This window comes from Candidatus Arsenophonus phytopathogenicus, assembly GCF_056113345.1.
The window spans coordinates 414,555-432,071 of sequence record NZ_JBUIOB010000019.1 but is presented as its reverse complement, the minus strand read 5'-3'; the positions used below and the strand labels follow the sequence as shown (position 1 = coordinate 432,071).

Genomic DNA, 17,517 nt, shown 5'->3' with positions numbered 1-17,517 from the left:
ACAGCTTATCTGATTACTGATGACTTTTCAGGTGTTTTATTGGCCTCTGGTGAGAGTTTTTTTCTCATTTCACTGTATTGATGTTGAAAAATACTCATCCGAATGACGGTACGATATTTACCATTAATGAAAAATTCATCAACCAAATCGCCTTCAATATGAAAGCCTAATTTTTTATAAATATGCAGCGCTTTGGTATTTTCTTTATCCACAATCAAGTAGACTTTATAGAGATTTAACACTGAAAATGCATAATCCATTGCTAGGTTGGTGGCTTTGGCGGCATATCCTTTACCTTGAAAGGCCGGATCGATAATAATGCCAATTTCAGCTCGACGATGAATATAATTTATTTCTACTAATTCAATTAATCCAATTTTAGTGCCTTCATTTTCAATAATAAATCGACGCTCTAACTGATCATGAATGTGTTTGTCATACAGATCACTTAATTCAACAAAAGCTTCATAAGGCTCTTCGAACCAATAACGCATAACACTGGCGTTATTATCTAATTGATGGATAAATGGGAGATCTTCACGTTCTAAAGGTCGTAGTGTAATTGACTCATTTTTTTTGCCAGTCGGCATTGTATACCTCGATTGGGAGTAAAACTTAGCATATTAAAACAGTTACTATGGATGTTCTGTATTTTTAGTCGGTTTGGTTAGTAAAGAATAGCAGAATCAAGCTGAGTGATAAATGAGAGCAATTATATTTTAGCAATAAACTCAGTTTTCGATAACTAATTAGTCAAGTATTGGTTGATTATTACTACAAAATTATCAATTAGAATTTGTATCAATATGGGTTAGCATCAGTATACAAAATTGTGATGCCAATGGCATCACATAGGGACAGATACTGCTAATCTTCATTAGTATAACCGTATTCAGGTAGTTTACAGCCATCCAGGAAGGCTGAATTATTAACCATAGCTAAGCGGCCTTTAACAAACCAATTAATAACTAATGGATAAATACGATGCTCTTGTGTTTGAACGCGCGCAATAATATCTTGCGGTTGATCTCCAGCAAAGATAGGCACTTTAGCTTGTAAAATAATTGGACCTGAATCCAATTTCTCAGTGACAAAGTGAATCGAAGTACCGTGCTCTTTATCTCCGTTTGCTAGCGCTTTACGGTGAGTATCTAATCCGGGATACTTAGGTAATAAGGAAGGGTGAATATTAATTATTTTACCTAAATAATGGCTGACAAAGCGTGGCTTGAGAATGCGCATGTAACCTGCCAGCACGATCAGATCTGGCTTATATCGTGCTATTTCGGTCATCAGTGAAGCATCATAAGCATGGTTATCCGCGTAATCCGTTTTTTGCATCACGACAGTTGGGATCGCGGCTTGCTTGGCCCGTTCTAAACCATAAGCAGTTGGATTATCACTGAAAACTGCACTAATTTTTGCGGCAATACTTTGTTTTTGGCAAGCATCAATAATGGCTTGTAAATTACTGCCATTGCCAGAAATTAATACTATAAAATTTTTCATTAGCTGATTGTTACCTGCGGTTCATCCGCGTTAATCTCGACAATTTTACCAATTTGCCAGGCTTTTTCACCCAGTTGATTGAGTAGTTGTAATGTATCAGAGACTTCTTCTGCGGGTAAAACAATTAACATGGCAACACCACAATTGAAGGTGTGGTACATTTCATGGGTCGATACATTACCGGTTTGTTGTAACCAACTAAATATCGCCGGCCATTGCCAGCTAGCGCTATCGATCTGCGCTTGGGTATTGGCGGGTAAAACCCGTGGAATATTTTCCCAAAAGCCACCACCGGTTATATGGGCAATGGCATGAATATTCTGTTTTTCAATCAACGCTAGAATATTTTTAACATAGATGCGTGTTGGGGCTAATAAATGATCAGCCAGTGACTTATTTTCTAGTTGTACTGTGGCTGGATCTATTTGGTTTAACTGTAAAATTTTTCTAATTAATGAATAACCATTGGAATGGGGGCCACTAGAGCCTAACGCAATTAGGGCATCGCCAGCTTTAACTTTGCTACCATCAATAATTTTTGTTTTTTCGACCACGCCAACACAAAAACCTGCTATATCATAATCTTCACCATGATACATACCAGGCATCTCTGCTGTTTCACCGCCGACTAGGGCACAGCCTGATTGTTTACAGCCTGCTGCAATGCTTTTGATCACGCTGGTCGCTGTATCGACGGCTAGCTTACCGGTGGCGTAATAATCGAGAAAAAAGAGTGGCTCGGCACCTTGAACAATCAAATCATTAACGCACATAGCAACTAAATCAATGCCAATTGTATCATGGCGTTTTAAGTCCATTGCTAATCGTAGTTTTGTTCCGACACCATCTGTGCCTGAAACTAAGATTGGCTCACGATATTTTTGTGGTAAGGCACACAGTGCGCCAAAGCCGCCTAATCCTCCCATTACTTCTGGGCGGCGGGTTTCTTTAACAGCACCTTTAATACGTTCTACCAGTGTATTACCTGCATCGATATTGACACCAGCATCTTTATAGCTGAGAGAAATTTTATCTGTCACAGCAGGCTCCCAAGGCGATTGCATTTAGTAAAATAGATGGAAACAGAAATAATTCTACCAGCCTAAGCAAACGTTTGCGAGATACTTATTTTGGTTTTCATAATAAAACTCAAGAGCCAGCAAAAGTGAATTCCCTGCAAGAAAAACCTTAATATATCAGTGGAACAGCTCTGAAAAAGCGCTATAATCTGATAATTTTTTATTTGTAGATGGTTTGTACTGAAGGAGAGGAGAGTAGCGTGAAAATCGTTGAGGTAAAACACCCGTTAGTTAAACATAAATTAGGCTTATTGCGGGATAAAGATATTAGCACTAAACGTTTTCGTGAATTAGCCTCAGAAGTGGGCAGTCTGTTAACTTATGAAGCAACAGCAAATTTAGAAACAGAAACAATTGCAATAGAAGGATGGTGTAGGCAGGTAAACATCGAGCAAATTAAGGGAAAAAAGTTACTGTCGTGCCAATTTTACGTGCTGGATTGGGAATGATGGATGGGGTGCTGGAAAATATTCCCAGTGCCTGTATAAGTGTTGTGGGTGTTTATCGTGATGAAAAGACGCTGGAGCCTATTCCATATTTTCAAAAGCTGGCTTCAAATATGAATGAATGGATGGCATTGGTTGTTGATCCGATGTTGGCAGCAGGCGGCTCAATGATTGCCACGATAGATTTACTTAAAAAAGAGGGCTGTCATGCTATCAAAATATTGGTACTAGTTGCCGCGCCGGAAGCGATTAAGGCACTGGAAGCTGCTCATCGCGATGTTGAACTTTATACCGCATCTATTGATGATCATTTGGATGAACATGGTTATATTGTTCCTGGTTTGGGTGATGCGGGCGATAAGATATTTGGTACCAAGTGACATTTATTGTTTATGTTATTTTTTATTAATTATAGTTATTGAGAGCTAATAAGATTGGATAGAGATACCAATCTTATTAAGTTTGAATATTATTTTAAATTTAGTCCGTTAATTTTTTCGGCGTTTTTTTCACTCTATTTTTATCTAACCAATGTTTTAGTCCTGCATAGGTTTTATTTAATTCAACTTTGGCATTTTCTACCGTTAGTTTGTTGTGAACAAAAACAAACTGTTGAGTGACATAATTAAAACTATAGCCGGAAGCGGGATTAGAATAGAGACTGTAATAGAATAATTTGGCTTGATCATCTGCTTTTATGATAGGGGTAATAAATTGAATAAAATTATGATCCTCTTCATTAAATTTTACAAAATCTGTTAGATGAGTTGTTAATTCATGGATTAAACTAGCGCGCTCATTATTGTCAATAAATTTATGCGTGGCAATAATGTGTTCAGCTAATTGCTGTGGGTTGGGAGTTTTGAAACCACTTGAACGATTATTAAAATTTGAAATATAGTTACAGTTTCTAATTTGATAAAGATACTCTAGGTAGTTCCGTAAATAAAGCGATGCATTATCTAATGAATTAGTTGGTGCCCATTTTGATTCATCACGGATATTGGTTATAATTGTAGTATCAAAATTTGTCGGTGAAGCTGCCAGTTTCTTGGCATTTGTGTCTAAATCGTTATTTTTATTCCTTTGATTATCATCTTGAATGGCTTTTTCTTTGTCTTGATCAAATATTTCAGCACAGCCTAATAAATGGTTAATATTTTCACCACTATATTTTGACGCATCAATAAAATTATCAATATCATTAAATTTATTTGTATTTATCATAAATATGCCTTGAATTAAAATAATTCATTTTATAATTTATTCAATTTAATTTTTATTAAAAATTTTTGCATTCACTAATTTAAAATATATCGTTATAATTTTATTAAATAAAATCGTAACGAATTTATTTTTAAATATTGACTAAATCACTGTATTGTTATTTAATTTTAATACATCATGTATAATTGCTTGGGATGTAAGAAAAATTATTAGTATTTTTTTATTTTATAATCTGAGTAGTAAAGTGTATTAATTAAAGCACAGCAAATAGTTATTATTTTCTACTTTAGTATTATTTTGTTTTAACCAATCAGAAAGTAGCGTAAATTCAACTTGAAAAAGACTTTTTATATCATCAGATGATAAGTTAAAATCCATAAAGTGAAGTGTTAATCTTGATAAATTAATTTCAAAATTATATTCTTCATCAGGTTTATTTTTTTCTGTTTCTTTATCGAAGCTAAAAGTTACTTTTGAGGAGTAAAGTTGTAGTTTAACTATATTTTTTCTTGAACTTAAAATAGTATGTGTAAATAAAATTGTGGTATTATCTTCATTAACTTTAGCTAAAGAGTTTTTGATTAATTTTTTAGTGATGAATAAATTTCTTGATATTCTTTTTGAGAAGTATATGAATAAAAATCAGTTATTTTTTCAAGTAATTGTTGATAATTATTAGCTTCGTAATTGACTTTGCTGCTAGCGTATTCATCAGTGGCAAACATGTTTGTTTCTTGTAGAGCAGCAATATATTCATAATATTTTTTTCATTGCCTTCATTATCAGGTTCATCAGGCGCCCAACCGCTATAGTCTTTGGCTATGGTTAATAAACAAGTTACCACATGTTGTGGGTAGTCAAGTAATTTTGTAGCAAGATTAACATCATTATATCGATACATATCTTTTAATAGGGATTCTGCCGCTAATGCTTTTTCGATATCGTCCCCCAAGGTCAAAGCGCCACTGGTTACTAACTTTGCTTGCTGGTTAGTATCTTGATTTTTAATATTATTAATAACCTCATATTTTTATTATAGGCTTTATTTAGTAGCAAATATAGCATTTTATTTTTTTTTTGACATAATTTAATTCCTTTGATTATAAATATTATTAATGTAATTTGTCTTATTAAGCCCTAATGATGAATAATTATTATTTTTCTAAACAGGTTACCCAATCATCTTTATTTCCTTTATTTGGTGTTTTTACCCGACATAACAAGCATTTTAGGTCGTTTCTTGTTTCACCAACGATCATTTTTGCCATTTCTATATCCAACATATAAGTATGAAAAGTCATAACCAGGTTATTTAGTTGTACACGTAATTTATATTTATCTGCTGGTGCATTTTTACCGTTTCCGCCACTGTTTCTTGCTAATTCGATATTAGAGGTATTAATATAAAAATTTAAGTCATTTTTACTTTTGGAATCAATGACACCCTGGGTAAATGTAGTATCAGTATTTTTCAGTTCTGCGTGGGATAGTGCTGCCTTGGTCAGATCAGTTACTGATTTTTTAATTTTATTTTTATCAAATCCGGAAATCCCCTCAAATACATTAACGACCTTATCAATCAAATCATTATAATTCCCGTATTGATAATTAACGCCGATAGATCTATCTGATGAAATCATCAAAAAAGGATTCTCTCTCATCAGGTTAGTATAATTAGCATAAGCATGAACATTACCTATTAGGTTGGGTTTTGTCGCATTGTATCCAGCACTCGTCATTGTCATTGTACTCATCATTGCTAGTGCATTAGCGGGTGATTTTACTAATTCTTCTGAGGTTTTATCAGATGAAGCACCGCTACTGTTCATTTCGTAAAGAAGAGCAGAAACGACTACGTCAGAATCTTGCTGTGCGCCAATAATTTCTCCGCTAGAAGCGATAATCTTTGAATAATTATAACCTGTGAATGTTGGTGCTGGTATTGCTTTTAAGCATTTTGAACCAATTAGCAAGTTTTTCATATTCTGTATTCATGTCTATCGTTATTCATAATATTCCTTATTTAAAGTTTAAATATCATTCAAATTAACTTAATTAGAAATGCCGCCGTTAAGAGAAACCATTCCATTCAGTTTTTCAACATCTGTTTACTATGTATGGGGCGACAGTATTAGTCCCCATTTTATTTCACATCAATCCTACAAACGTTCTATTGTTTAATGGTATTGGTACACTACTCTATTTGATCATTTGTCGGGGGCGTATTCCTGCTTATCTGGGCTCAAGTTTTGCTTTTATTTCACCAGTTTTATTGTTATTACCGCTAGGTTATGAGTTAGCATTGGGCGGATTTATTAGTTGTGGGCTACTTTTTTGTTTAGTCGCACTGATTGTAAAAATAGCAGGTAGAAATTGGATCAATATTATTTTTCCCCCTGCGGCAATGGGCGCGATTGTTGCGGTTATTGGTCTGGAATTAGCGCAAAGGGCGGCTGGCATGGCAGGGCTTTTACCTAAAGCGGATATTCCGGTTGATTCAAGCAGTTTGATTATTTCAGTGGTGACGTTGATCGTGACCATTCTTGTTCGGTAGTTTTTCGTAGCTTCTTAGCGATTATTCCTATTTTGCTTGGTGTGATTGTCGGCTATTTACTTGCATTTTTAATGGGAAAAGTGGATTTAACTCCAGTTATTACCGCTCCATGGTTTTAATTACCGACATTTTATTCTCCACGATTTGAGTGGTTTGCTATTTTGACTGCAGCGCTAGTTGTTATTGCGGAACATGTAGGTCACTTGGTTGTGACCGCAAATATTGTTGGGCGTGATTTATTAAAAGATCCTGGTTTATACTGTTCAATGTTTGCTAATGGTTTATCAACTACCATTTCAGGATTTTTTGGTTCAACACCGAATACTACCTATGGTGAAAACATCGGTGTAATGGCGATAACTAAAGTATATAGCACCTGGGTAATTGGTGGTGCGGCAATTTTAGCTATCTTGCTTTCCTGTGTTGGTAAATTAGCGGCGGCAATTCAGCTTATTCCTGTTCCTGTTCCTGTTCCTGTTCCTGTGATGGAGGGGCGTTTCGCTATTACTTTATGGTGTTATAGCGGCATCAGGTATCCGAGTGTTAATTGATTCTCGGGTAGATTATAATAAATCACAAAATCTAATATTGACTTCCGTTATTCTGATTATTGGGGTAAGTGGTGCGACTATCAATATTGGTGCTGCTGAGTTGAAGGGGGATGGCGCTTGCTACCATTATCGGTATTATTATGTCGTTAGTTTTTCGCCTGATTAATATTATTCGTCCGGAAAAAACTTATATAACTACTAAGCTTGAGTCGGTAGAGACGATTAAAAAATAGCTAATTTTTACTGGAATAATAGGTAAATTATTAGTTCCATCGGATGATATTGTTTAAGTTCATCTAATTACAACTTTTGTGTTAAGCTGTATGTGTTTTCTTATCTATTCTATACAGAAAGAGGTGCTTCTGAATACGCCGTCGCAGCTTTCATTACCTTTATCCACGCCTGATGATGAAACCTTTGCCAGTTTTATTACTGGCGAAAATGGTATTTTATTAGCGGCTATCAAATCTGCTATTAATCAATCCCATAGCAGCTATATTTATTTTTGGTCTCAGCAAGAAGGTAGTGGAAAAAGTCATTTATTACACGCTGCATGTAGTGTATTGTCACAAAAAGGCGAGGCAGTTGGTTATGTTCCTCTGGATAAACGTAGCTATTTTGTCCCTGATGTTTTAGACGGTATGGAACATTTAGCTCTGGTTTGCATTGATAATGCTCATTGTATTGCCGATGATGAAGAGTGGGAAATAGCACTTTTTAATTTATATAATCGTATCTTGGAAAACGGCAAAAGCTGTTTATTGATAACCGGTGATAGGCCGCCTAGGTTGATTGATTTAGCATTACCTGATTTAGCATCCAGACTTGATTGGGGGCAAATCTATAAACTTCATCCACTTAGTGATGAAGATAAGATCCAGGCACTGCAATTACGCGCTAAATTACGCGGTTTCGAGTTATCTGAAGAGGTTAGTCGTTTTGTATTAAAGCGTTTGGATAGGAAAACCCGCACATTATTTACTATGTTAGATGAGTTAGATCATGCTTCGATTGTTGCTCAACGTAAATTGACTATTCCCTTTGTTAAGGATATTCTTAAACTTTAATTTAAGAGGTAAACTTATTTTAGCTCTTAAGGATACAGGGTTATTTAAATAACTTTTTTACTTGTTCTGGTGGACGTCCTAGCTGAGCATGGTTATCAACGACAACGATAGGTCGCTCAATCAATATTGGGTTATCATGCATTGCTTGCAGTAATATATCATCTGATAACGAGCTGTCAGATAAATTAAGTGTTTGATAAATTGTTTCGTTGCTTCTCATTAATTGACGCGGTTTAGTGAAACCCAGTTGTGAAAGTAAAGTTTTCAAGTTATTGATACTTGGTGGTGTTTTAAGATATTTAATGATGAGTGGTTTAACCCCCATATCTTCTAAAAGCTGTAGGGTTTGTCGACTTTTTGAACAACTAGGGTTATGGTAAATTGTCACTTGTTGAGACATAAGGTAATTTCCTTAGCGTTTTTGTAATTGTTTATCACGTGTTTGTAACTGGCTTAGTGTATCAATACGGGCATCATATCTTACTTGATCATAACTACCGGTTTTTGTTAGCCGACTGGCATCGGTAAGATATTGAATGGCAGTACCATAATTACCACGCAAAGCCATATCTTCTGCATGAGCTGCTAACTGTTCACTACGCTTGCCTTGCTTAGCTGAAACTTCTGCCAACAAAGTCCAACCATTTAAGTCATTGGGGTTATCGAAGGTGTATTTACGCAATAATTGACTGCCTTGATCATACTGATTATTAGCAATATAGGCATTTGCCAGATTAATTTGTAGAATTGGGTCATTTGGTGTTTTGGTTAGTGCATTTTGTAAACGAGAAATAGCCTTTAGTGGCTGATTTAATCCTATATCTATATCGGTCATTAGATCAATAAACCAGGTATTAGCAGGTTGCTTAGCCAAAAGTAAGCGCACAATGTTGCCAGCAGCCTGATATTTTTTATCTTCATTAAGTTGTAGCGCATGACCATAATCAGCCGCCATTCTTTCTTTAGTATCACCTTGGCTATACTGAGATAAAATTTGTTCAAGGATCGGTTTTTGCCCGTCTGTATACATGGCAAGAATGCGTACCCGAGCTAGCATAAAATCCAATGATGGTGGGAGATCCACTTTCGGATATTGATTTGAACGATTTAGTGCATCCGCTAAACGACTATTTGGTAATGGATGGGTTAATAGCATCTCAGGTGGTTTTGACATATAATGGCTCTGATCGGCTAAAATTTGCATAAAATCAGACATGGCGCGCGGATCGAATCCGGAGCGACGTAAAGTCTGCATACCAATTCGGTCAGCTTCTTGTTCGTTAGATTGAGTAAAGCTTATTATACCTTGTTGCACACCAGCTAATGTTCCTGTCAGTGCCGCAATACCTGCTTGTGGATTAGCCATCACTAACAGTGCTGAACTAATGGCGCCTATCCAGGCCAATGGTGCATTCCGTTCACGATCTTCTAGCATACGGGCAAGATGTCTTTGTGTTACATGAGAAATTTCATGGGCGATCACTGAGGCCAGCTGACTTTCATTTTGGCTATAACGAAACAGGGCAGAATGGAGAACGACGTTGCCACCAAAATAAGCGTAAGCATTAATATTAGGATTATTTATCAGGTAAAAATGGAACGGAGTTTTTACTGAGTGGGCATTTTTTACTAAGCGCATGCCAAGATGATTAATATATTTATTTAACAAGGGATCGTAAATAAGTGGTGTGCTAGCACGTAATTGGCGTGTTAGTGCGTCACCAATAATGATCTCTTGATTAATAGTTAGTGTACCACCTGCTGTGGTACCAATATCGGGCAAATTATCTTCAATAGCGGTATAAATAGGCTTCATAGGAACTGCTAACATTATTGTTATTACAAGAGTAATGAGTGGTTTAGTAAATTTTGTATTCATAAACCGGAAGTATCCCTTACGATTGATTATATTGTTAAATGATATTTTTTATGATAGCAAAGCTTACTGGATAATCTGTCAATTGGTATAATTTCGTGGATTAAAAGACTAATTTACCACATTCAGGAGTGAATATATGCTGGAGATGTTTTTGCAATGGTATCGTCGAAGATTTTCAAATCCTCAGGTCGTTGCATTGTTTATCAGCCTGATTATCGGTTTTTGTATCATATTCTTTTTTCATGATATTTTAGCTCCTTTATTAGTTGCTATCGTGTTGGCTTATTTACTTGAATGGCCAACTCAACAACTGGGTAAGTTAGGTTTATCAAGGCTAATGGCGGCGTCCATTGTACTGACAATATTTATGGGTATTAGTGCCATGGTTTTTTTAATTATTGTGCCCATTGTCTGGCAGCAAGGAATGAATTTATTATTTGATTTACCTTCAATGGTAAATAGCTTTAATGAATATGCCAAGGCATTGCCTGAATGCTATCCCGCTTTAGTTGATGCCGGTATTATTGATATGATAGCGGAGTAATTTACGCGGTCGCTTATCGACTTTAGGTGAATCTGTGGTTAAGTCTTCTGTTGCTTCGCTTATTGGTATTATTACCATAGCAATATATCTGGTTTTAGTACCGCTAATGGTATTTTTTCTACTGAAAGATAAGACTAAAATAATACGGGTTTACAACGTATTTTACCCCGTGATCGGTTATTGGTCGGATAAGTTTGGCAGGAAATGAACCAACAGATCACTAACTATATCCGGGGTAAAGTTATTGAAATGGTTATTGTTGGTATATGTACTTATATCGCCTTTGTTTTTTAGGTTTGCGCTACTCGCTATTTTTGTCAGTAATAGTCGGTATTTCTGTCTTGATCCCCTATATTGGTGCGGTGGTGGTTACCATCCCAGTAGTTTTAGTTGCTCTTTTTCAATGGGGTATTGGACCTGACTTTTGGACTTTACTAATCGCTTATTTAATTGTTCAAGGGCTTGATGGCAATTTATTGGTGCCCATTTTATTCTCTGAAGCGGTTAATTTGCATCCGTTAGTTATTATTTTATCTGTCGTAGTATTTGGTGGGCTTTGGGTTTTTTTGGGTATTTTTTGCCATTCCATTGGCAACTTTAATTAAAGCCGTTATGCATGTGTGGCCGGAAGATAATCTCGTAACTGAAAAATAATTTTTTAATTGTTAATTGCCACCAAAACAGGCAGGGGCAATTAACAATCGATTTTAATCACGGATGAGTATTAAGATGATTTAGTACAATTTGGTGATGATCGCTAGTTTTAAATGTGTCAAACACATGTTCAATCTCACCTTTTGCATTAATCAGAAAACTGATGCGATGAATGCCATCAAACGTTTTTCCCATAAATTGCTTTGCTCCCCATACACCGAATTTTTCCGCTACCTCATGCTTGTGATCCGATAGTAATGTAAAATTTAGCATCTCTTTTTCAGTGAAACGTAATAACTTTTCTGCTTTATCAGTACTTATACCAAAAACTTCAACACCCATTTGTTTTAGTTTATCCATTTCGTCACGTAATCCACAAGCTTGTATTGTACAGCCAGGAGTCATTGCTTTAGGATAAAAATAAATCAAAATTCGTTGACCAAGATAATCAGATAAATTGATTATTTCGCCATCTTGGTCAGGAAGGCTAAATTGGGGGGCCTTATCACCGGCTTTCAATGGGCTCATTAGATTTTCTCCGTTTAATTCTATATGTTATTGCGATTTGCTGATAATGCTAATTGTACATTGGACATTTAATTTTGTGCACAATTGTTTAAATCTATTTTTGTTAATTCACTCATTATTACCAATAAAACTTTGGGCATTCATATCAATTTCAAGTTGTTGATCATATTTGTTTGTCGCTGGTTGTATTTTTGCAACCAGTTTGGCTAGGTTGAAGTTATGAATGATAAATAAACAAGTAAATTGTTCAACTATAGCGGGAGCGACATTAACAATAACATTGGCAATTATTATTGAAAAATATTCTTTATAAACGCCAGAAGTGGTTTTTTGCATAGTAGATAATAATTTTAATTCAGTATCATGCTTAAGCAACATTGCTTTTATTAAAGAAATTGATTGCCTGCTATCTGATAACATCATAATAAAGAAGAATTGTTTGCCAAATATAGCGATAAAGCTATCTTCAATATTACATTGACATTTGTTGACCAGTTGGATACCGGTATTAATCTTACCGGGATAATCTGCCACAAGTACAATAATGATTGATTGTTCACTATGTGACAAGTCGTTTTCCTTATAAATTTATGATTTCTGAATATCTTATGGTAACCATAAAAAAAAGCTCCTGCCAAGATAAAAAAAAATATATCAATATAATAAGTTTACATACTTAGTAGTGATAAAATGATATTTGATGGAATGAAATGGTTACATTTTTGCTGATTTTATAATTATAAAAGATTAATTTGCTGATATAATAAATTGAGCGAGAAAAATAAACTGGAAATAGGATGATAATCATTATGTATTTTTCTTAAAACAGAGTGGTTATTAATAAATTTCATTAAATTTTGTGTATAAGAAGGTTTTTTTCTTTAGACTGAAAAAGTACCATAATTTTAATGTCTCATTTAGGAAAAAGGTTATGGTTAATAATTCTATTAAATATCGGAATTTTTTGCGTGGCAGTCTTGCTGCGATTGTTACCCCAATGGATATAAAAGGGCAAATAGATAAATCCAGTCTGAAAAAACTGATTGATTATCATGTTAATAATGGCACAACTGCGATTGTATCTGTTGGCACTACTGGAGAATCAGCAACACTTGATCATAGCGAGCACTTGGATGTGGTATTGACGACATTAGAGTATGCTGATGGCAGAATTCCGATTATTGTAGGCAGTGGCGCAAATGCTACCAAACAAGCTATTGCATTAACTAAATCTTTGGAAAAAACGGGGGTTGTTGCCTGTTTGGCGGTAACGCCATACTATAACAACCCTTCACAGGAAGGACTTTATCAGCATTTTAAATCCATTGCCGAACAGACAGATTTACCGCAAATCTTATACAATGTCCCTTCGCGCACTGGTTGTGATTTATTGCCCGAGACAGTTGCCAGATTAGCAAAGTTAGGTAATATTGTTGCCCTTAAGGAAGCTAGTGGTGATTTAAGTCGTGTGAATCGTATTCGCAGATTAATTAATGATGAAAATTTTATTTTGCTTAGCGGTGATGATGCAACTGCGTTAGAATTTATGCAATTAGGTGGGCAAGGGGTAATTTCAGTAACAGCCAATATTGCCGCCAAATTAATGGCTGAAATATGCAAATTAGCATTATCAGAAAAGTATGTCGAAGCGCATAAGTTAAATTATCGACTAAGTGAATTGCATCATCAATTATTTATTGAGCCTAATCCGATTCCAGTTAAATGGGCTTGCTATCAGTTAGGACTTATTAATTCTGATACATTGCGCTTACCGATGACACCATTAACACTGACCGGTCAGATAGCGGTACAAAAGGCGCTAAAGATCGCTGATTTACAAAAAATTTAGGGAAATTTAATGGCAACAATATTGCACAAATCAAAGGCTATTAAGCTCGCAGGGCTGTCACTCGCTATATTTTTGGTAGCCTGCACGAGCAATCAACATTATAAGCGTCAAGTCAGTGGTGACGAATCATATTTGAATACACCTCCGTTAAAAAATTTGACGATCCCTCAAGGTATATCTTTACCGTTACAAAACGGTGAATATGATATTCCGCCAGCTAATCAAAATGGTGCTGTAGGTAAAGCATTAGATATTCGTCCTCCTATTCAAACACTTTCGTTACTTAGTGATATCCATACCGAAAATAGCCTAACCGCGAGTCGCTTATTTTTAACTAATACAGCTGAAAACAGCGCCCTTTGGTCGCAAATTAACGCTATTTTGCAACAAAAAATGATTAAAGTTAGGCAAAAAAATGATCCTGACCACTCTTTAATTACCGATTGGATTACCTGGCCGCGCGGAGATGAAGATATTGCGATACAAACCCGACAGAAAATTCAGCTGAACCCACAAAATAATCAAATAGTCATCACGGTAACTAATGAAGGTATAAAGCAGGGTGAAGAGAACATCACCGATCAGGCAGGATTACAGCGCTATAATATTTTAATGTTAAATGAGTTGATTGATTCAATAAATAAGCTGCGCAGTACCGCAACCAGTTCCGGTGCCCAAGGTGGTTATGCCATTATTGATGTGCAAACGGGTAGTGATAGCAGTGGTTTACCTCAAATAATTGTGCGTGCGCCTTATGATGTTGTTTGGGATAGATTACCCTCTGTGCTTGAAAGCATTGGTATGCAAGTTGGTGATCGTAGTCGTTCGACCGGATCAATTACCCTCACTTTTAATGGTATGAGTGATAGTGATTGGAAAGCGATTGGCGTCGATAACCCAACCATGACAAAAGGGGATTATAAATTACAAGTTGGCAATATGAATAATCGTAGTAGTCTGCAATTTATGGCTGTAAAAGGGACAACCTTAACACAAAAACAAAATGATGAAATGGTCTCGGCATTAAAAGCGGCGTTTAGTAAAGTGAGTAGTAATTAGTTAATAAAACTGGGTTTATTACGATTAGCTATAACATTGCTTATATAAATGATGGATGGTTGGTAGTGATTTATTCACTATGGATCATCTGTTTTTTTGTTTTGCTCGGTCAGTTTTTAGGCTAATTAAAATGTTTCCAGTAAAGTAATTTAATTAACATAAATAACCGCTAATCTGTTATTCTCCTTTTCCTAACAAAGTAAACGTTTGCGTCTTTCGTTAAAGCCATACTTAAGCGTTTTTTTTATTAAAATGATCAAATTTCGGAGTAAATAAAATGCAGAAAAAAGCTGGGTTGTATCGTGGAAAAGCGAAAACCGTATATTTTACGGATGATCCTAATTTATTAGTATTAGAATTCCGCAATGATACATCGGCACTAGATGGTGAGCGTATAGAGCAGTTTGAATGTAAAGGAATGATAAATAATAAATTTAATCATTTCATTATGCAAAAACTGGAGCAAGCCGGCATTCCAACCCAAATGGAACGATTACTGTCAGATACTGAATCATTAGTAAAAAAATTAAACATGATCCCGGTTGAATGCGTTATTCGTAATCGAGCAGCAGGTTCTTTAGTTAAACGGCTTGGTATCGAAGAAGGTACGTTGCTTGAGCCACCTATCTTTGATCTGTTTTTGAAAAATGATGCGCAGCATGATCCCATGATTAATGAATCTTACTGTGAAACTTTTGGTTGGGTTAGTAGAACGCATCTAAGCGAAATGAAACGATTAAGTTATAAAGCGAACGAAGTATTGAATGCGCTTTTTGATAAAGCGGAGTTGATTTTGGTCGATTTTAAACTGGAGTTTGGTTTATTTAATGATCAAGTTGTTTTGGGTGATGAATTTTCGCCAGATGGCAGTCGCTTATGGGATAAAAAAACCAAGGATAAATTAGATAAAGATCGTTTTCGCCAGAGTCTAGGAGGATTAATTGAAGCTTATGAAGAGGTTGCTAAGCGCATAGGTGTTTGCTTGGATTAAAAAAAGCTTTTTGTTAGCAAAAGATGTTGAGTAAAGATTGGATTAGAAAAACTTTATTTTATTATCATTAGTTATTAACTTACTTTTATTAAAGGATACCTAAGAGTAGCTTAAATATTAATTAGCCACTCACACAATTTTATTAAATTAAGTCGCTAAACAGACTATATTGTGAATTACTATAGTAAAATTTTGATCTTATTTTATAAAGATGAAATAAAAACAGTTGAATTACATTAATTAAATTCGATTAAGTGAAGTAGATGGTTAATTGTTAAACATATAAAATAATTTTAATATTAAATTATTAACTAAAATACTGGCAGAATTAAATGGCTATTAGATAACTAGATAGTTAATTATGTATACAATAGTTATGAAAAAATGACTTTAACCGATTTGGCTATGATATCGATTGGTTACAATATGATGGCCGCTACAAGAGTGATTATACGGATAATCAATAGAATCGTAGCATTAATCTTTACTGCTTCGCTGTGGCCTGCCAGCGATTTTTGCTAGTTTTTTCTTATAACTATTTTCTATTTAATCAGTAGCATTGAAATGAATTTATTAAATTTTATCACCACTGTGAGTTAATAATTACACCCGAATGACGATGATTCGCTATAATCCCATCAAGGGCTAATGATTCATGTCATATTGGGAGGTTATTATGCGCTGGCGGGATCATCGCAAAAGGGATAATATTGAAGACAGACGGAATCAATCGGGTAGAATGGGATCACCTTTTGGTGGCGGTGGTATGCGATTGCCGTTACGTGGGAAAAGTGGTTTATTCATTTTAGTGGTTGTTCTCGTTGCCGGCTATTATGGTATCGATTTAACCAGCTTTATCACCGGCGGATCCAGCATTAACTCCTCTCACCAAGTAAATTACCAACCGATTAGTGCTAAAGATCAACAATTAGCTGATTTTACCTCAATTATATTAGCGTCAACTGAAGACGTCTGGCAAAAAGAGTTTAGTCGCTCGGGGTGTAGTTATACTTATCCTAAATTAGTGCTTTATCGAGGTTATACTACCACGGCTTGTGGTACTGGTCAGGCAATTATGGGGCCATTTTATTGTCCTGCCGATTAAAAAGTTTATATTGATCTGTCATTTTATGAAGAGATGAAAAATAAGCTTGGGGCAGGTGGTGATTTTGCCCAAGGCTATGTTGTGGCATATGAAGTAGGTCATTATGCTCAACATTTATTAGGCATTGATCAGAAAGTTAGAGAGGCTCAACAAAGTATGAGTCGTACTGACACGAATAAACTTTCGGTTAAGCTTGAATTGCAAGCTGACTGTTTTGCTGGTTTATGGGGCAATAAAATGGATGAGCAAGGTCTGCTAGAAGAAGGCGATTTACAACAAGCATTAGCGGTGGCCCAGGCAATCGGTGATGATCGCTTACAGCAACAAAGCCAATGTACCCGATAGTTTTACTCATGGTACCTCTGAGCAGCGTTATACTTGGTTTAAAAAAGGCTATGATAGCGGGGATTTTAAAAATTGTAATACTTTTGGCGCACTATAGCGCGATAAAAGTTGCCTCGAGTTAGCATAATTT

General features: G+C 35.5%; 14 protein-coding genes and 4 pseudogenes. 8 read left to right on the top strand and 10 right to left on the bottom strand.

Going from position 1 to position 17,517, the window contains the following annotated elements; genetic code table 11:
* Positions 1 to 5: 5 nt before the first annotated feature.
* From speG to purM, 3 genes are all read right to left on the bottom strand, one after another.
* Complete coding sequence (speG, locus tag AC01GB_RS16915; protein WP_474452781.1) at positions 6 to 590, bottom strand: spermidine N1-acetyltransferase; 585 nt, start codon at positions 588 to 590, stop codon at positions 6 to 8.
* Between the two features lie 277 nt (positions 591 to 867).
* Entirely contained in the window at positions 868 to 1,509 is a 642-nt protein-coding gene (purN, locus tag AC01GB_RS16910) for a phosphoribosylglycinamide formyltransferase (protein ID WP_474452780.1), read from the bottom strand.
* Positions 1,509 to 2,549, bottom strand: coding sequence for a phosphoribosylformylglycinamidine cyclo-ligase (gene purM / locus AC01GB_RS16905; protein WP_474452779.1), 1,041 nt, complete (start codon positions 2,547 to 2,549; stop codon positions 1,509 to 1,511). Before purM ends, purN begins: the two co-directional genes overlap by 1 nt.
* A gap of 239 nt (positions 2,550 to 2,788) precedes the next feature.
* Between purM and upp the strand changes: the two are divergent.
* Positions 2,789 to 3,414: pseudogene (gene upp, locus AC01GB_RS16900) on the top strand (uracil phosphoribosyltransferase).
* A 100-nt stretch (positions 3,415 to 3,514) separates the two neighbouring features.
* Here the strand turns inward: upp and AC01GB_RS16895 are convergent.
* The 3 genes from AC01GB_RS16895 to AC01GB_RS16885 all read right to left on the bottom strand — a co-directional run bounded on the left by AC01GB_RS16895 (position 3,515) and on the right by AC01GB_RS16885 (position 6,243).
* Positions 3,515 to 4,261, bottom strand: coding sequence for a hypothetical protein (locus AC01GB_RS16895; RefSeq protein WP_474452778.1), 747 nt, complete (start codon positions 4,259 to 4,261; stop codon positions 3,515 to 3,517).
* Between the two features lie 646 nt (positions 4,262 to 4,907).
* Entirely contained in the window at positions 4,908 to 5,213 is a 306-nt protein-coding gene (locus AC01GB_RS16890; RefSeq protein WP_474452777.1) for a hypothetical protein, read from the bottom strand.
* A 202-nt stretch (positions 5,214 to 5,415) separates the two neighbouring features.
* Positions 5,416 to 6,243 carry a hypothetical protein gene (locus tag AC01GB_RS16885; protein ID WP_474452776.1) on the bottom strand — a complete coding sequence of 276 codons (828 nt, stop codon included), beginning with the start codon at positions 6,241 to 6,243 and terminating at the stop codon, positions 5,416 to 5,418.
* Between the two features lie 79 nt (positions 6,244 to 6,322).
* Between AC01GB_RS16885 and uraA the strand changes: the two are divergent.
* A pseudogene (uraA, locus tag AC01GB_RS16880) lies at positions 6,323 to 7,599 on the top strand (uracil permease).
* Between the two features lie 123 nt (positions 7,600 to 7,722).
* Positions 7,723 to 8,433, top strand: coding sequence for a DnaA inactivator Hda (gene hda / locus AC01GB_RS16875; protein WP_474452931.1), 711 nt, complete (start codon positions 7,723 to 7,725; stop codon positions 8,431 to 8,433).
* A 40-nt stretch (positions 8,434 to 8,473) separates the two neighbouring features.
* Here the strand turns inward: hda and arsC are convergent, their stop codons facing one another.
* On the bottom strand, positions 8,474 to 8,833 hold the full coding sequence (gene arsC / locus AC01GB_RS16870) for an arsenate reductase (glutaredoxin) (protein WP_474452775.1): 360 nt from the start codon (positions 8,831 to 8,833) through the stop codon (positions 8,474 to 8,476).
* A gap of 12 nt (positions 8,834 to 8,845) precedes the next feature.
* Positions 8,846 to 10,312 carry a beta-barrel assembly-enhancing protease gene (gene bepA, locus AC01GB_RS16865; RefSeq protein ID WP_474452774.1) on the bottom strand — a complete coding sequence of 489 codons (1,467 nt, stop codon included), beginning with the start codon at positions 10,310 to 10,312 and terminating at the stop codon, positions 8,846 to 8,848.
* Between the two features lie 136 nt (positions 10,313 to 10,448).
* Here bepA and AC01GB_RS16860 point away from each other — a divergent pair.
* Positions 10,449 to 11,510 (top strand): annotated as a pseudogene (locus tag AC01GB_RS16860) (AI-2E family transporter).
* 57 nt (positions 11,511 to 11,567) lie between these two features.
* Here the strand turns inward: AC01GB_RS16860 and bcp are convergent.
* Positions 11,568 to 12,038: a thioredoxin-dependent thiol peroxidase gene (bcp, locus tag AC01GB_RS16855; RefSeq protein WP_474452773.1), complete on the bottom strand. Its 471-nt coding sequence runs from the start codon at positions 12,036 to 12,038 to the stop codon at positions 11,568 to 11,570.
* 108 nt (positions 12,039 to 12,146) lie between these two features.
* Positions 12,147 to 12,608, bottom strand: a complete 462-nt coding sequence (locus AC01GB_RS16850) for an ACT domain-containing protein (RefSeq protein ID WP_474452771.1) — start codon at positions 12,606 to 12,608, stop codon at positions 12,147 to 12,149.
* 361 nt (positions 12,609 to 12,969) lie between these two features.
* Between AC01GB_RS16850 and dapA the strand changes: the two genes are divergently transcribed.
* From dapA to ypfJ, 4 genes and pseudogenes are all read left to right on the top strand, one after another.
* Positions 12,970 to 13,887: a 4-hydroxy-tetrahydrodipicolinate synthase gene (gene dapA, locus AC01GB_RS16845; RefSeq protein WP_474452770.1), complete on the top strand. Its 918-nt coding sequence runs from the start codon at positions 12,970 to 12,972 to the stop codon at positions 13,885 to 13,887.
* 9 nt (positions 13,888 to 13,896) lie between these two features.
* Positions 13,897 to 14,946: an outer membrane protein assembly factor BamC gene (bamC, locus tag AC01GB_RS16840; protein ID WP_474452769.1), complete on the top strand. Its 1,050-nt coding sequence runs from the start codon at positions 13,897 to 13,899 to the stop codon at positions 14,944 to 14,946.
* A gap of 277 nt (positions 14,947 to 15,223) precedes the next feature.
* On the top strand, positions 15,224 to 15,937 hold the full coding sequence (gene purC, locus AC01GB_RS16835) for a phosphoribosylaminoimidazolesuccinocarboxamide synthase (RefSeq protein ID WP_474452768.1): 714 nt from the start codon (positions 15,224 to 15,226) through the stop codon (positions 15,935 to 15,937).
* 676 nt (positions 15,938 to 16,613) lie between these two features.
* A pseudogene (gene ypfJ / locus AC01GB_RS16830) lies at positions 16,614 to 17,484 on the top strand (KPN_02809 family neutral zinc metallopeptidase).
* Positions 17,485 to 17,517 lie beyond the last annotated feature (33 nt).

Coding starts and splice junctions, on each gene's coding strand:
- dapA (WP_474452770.1), top strand. CDS start 12,970: ATGGTTAATAATTCTATTAAATATCGGAATTTTTTGCGTGGCAGTCTT.
- AC01GB_RS16885 (WP_474452776.1), bottom strand. CDS start 6,243: ATGAAAAACTTGCTAATTGGTTCAAAATGCTTAAAAGCAATACCAGCA.
- AC01GB_RS16895 (WP_474452778.1), bottom strand. CDS start 4,261: ATGATAAATACAAATAAATTTAATGATATTGATAATTTTATTGATGCG.
- purC (WP_474452768.1), top strand. CDS start 15,224: ATGCAGAAAAAAGCTGGGTTGTATCGTGGAAAAGCGAAAACCGTATAT.
- bcp (WP_474452773.1), bottom strand. CDS start 12,038: ATGAGCCCATTGAAAGCCGGTGATAAGGCCCCCCAATTTAGCCTTCCT.
- bepA (WP_474452774.1), bottom strand. CDS start 10,312: ATGAATACAAAATTTACTAAACCACTCATTACTCTTGTAATAACAATA.
- bamC (WP_474452769.1), top strand. CDS start 13,897: ATGGCAACAATATTGCACAAATCAAAGGCTATTAAGCTCGCAGGGCTG.
- arsC (WP_474452775.1), bottom strand. CDS start 8,833: ATGTCTCAACAAGTGACAATTTACCATAACCCTAGTTGTTCAAAAAGT.
- purN (WP_474452780.1), bottom strand. CDS start 1,509: ATGAAAAATTTTATAGTATTAATTTCTGGCAATGGCAGTAATTTACAA.
- speG (WP_474452781.1), bottom strand. CDS start 590: ATGCCGACTGGCAAAAAAAATGAGTCAATTACACTACGACCTTTAGAA.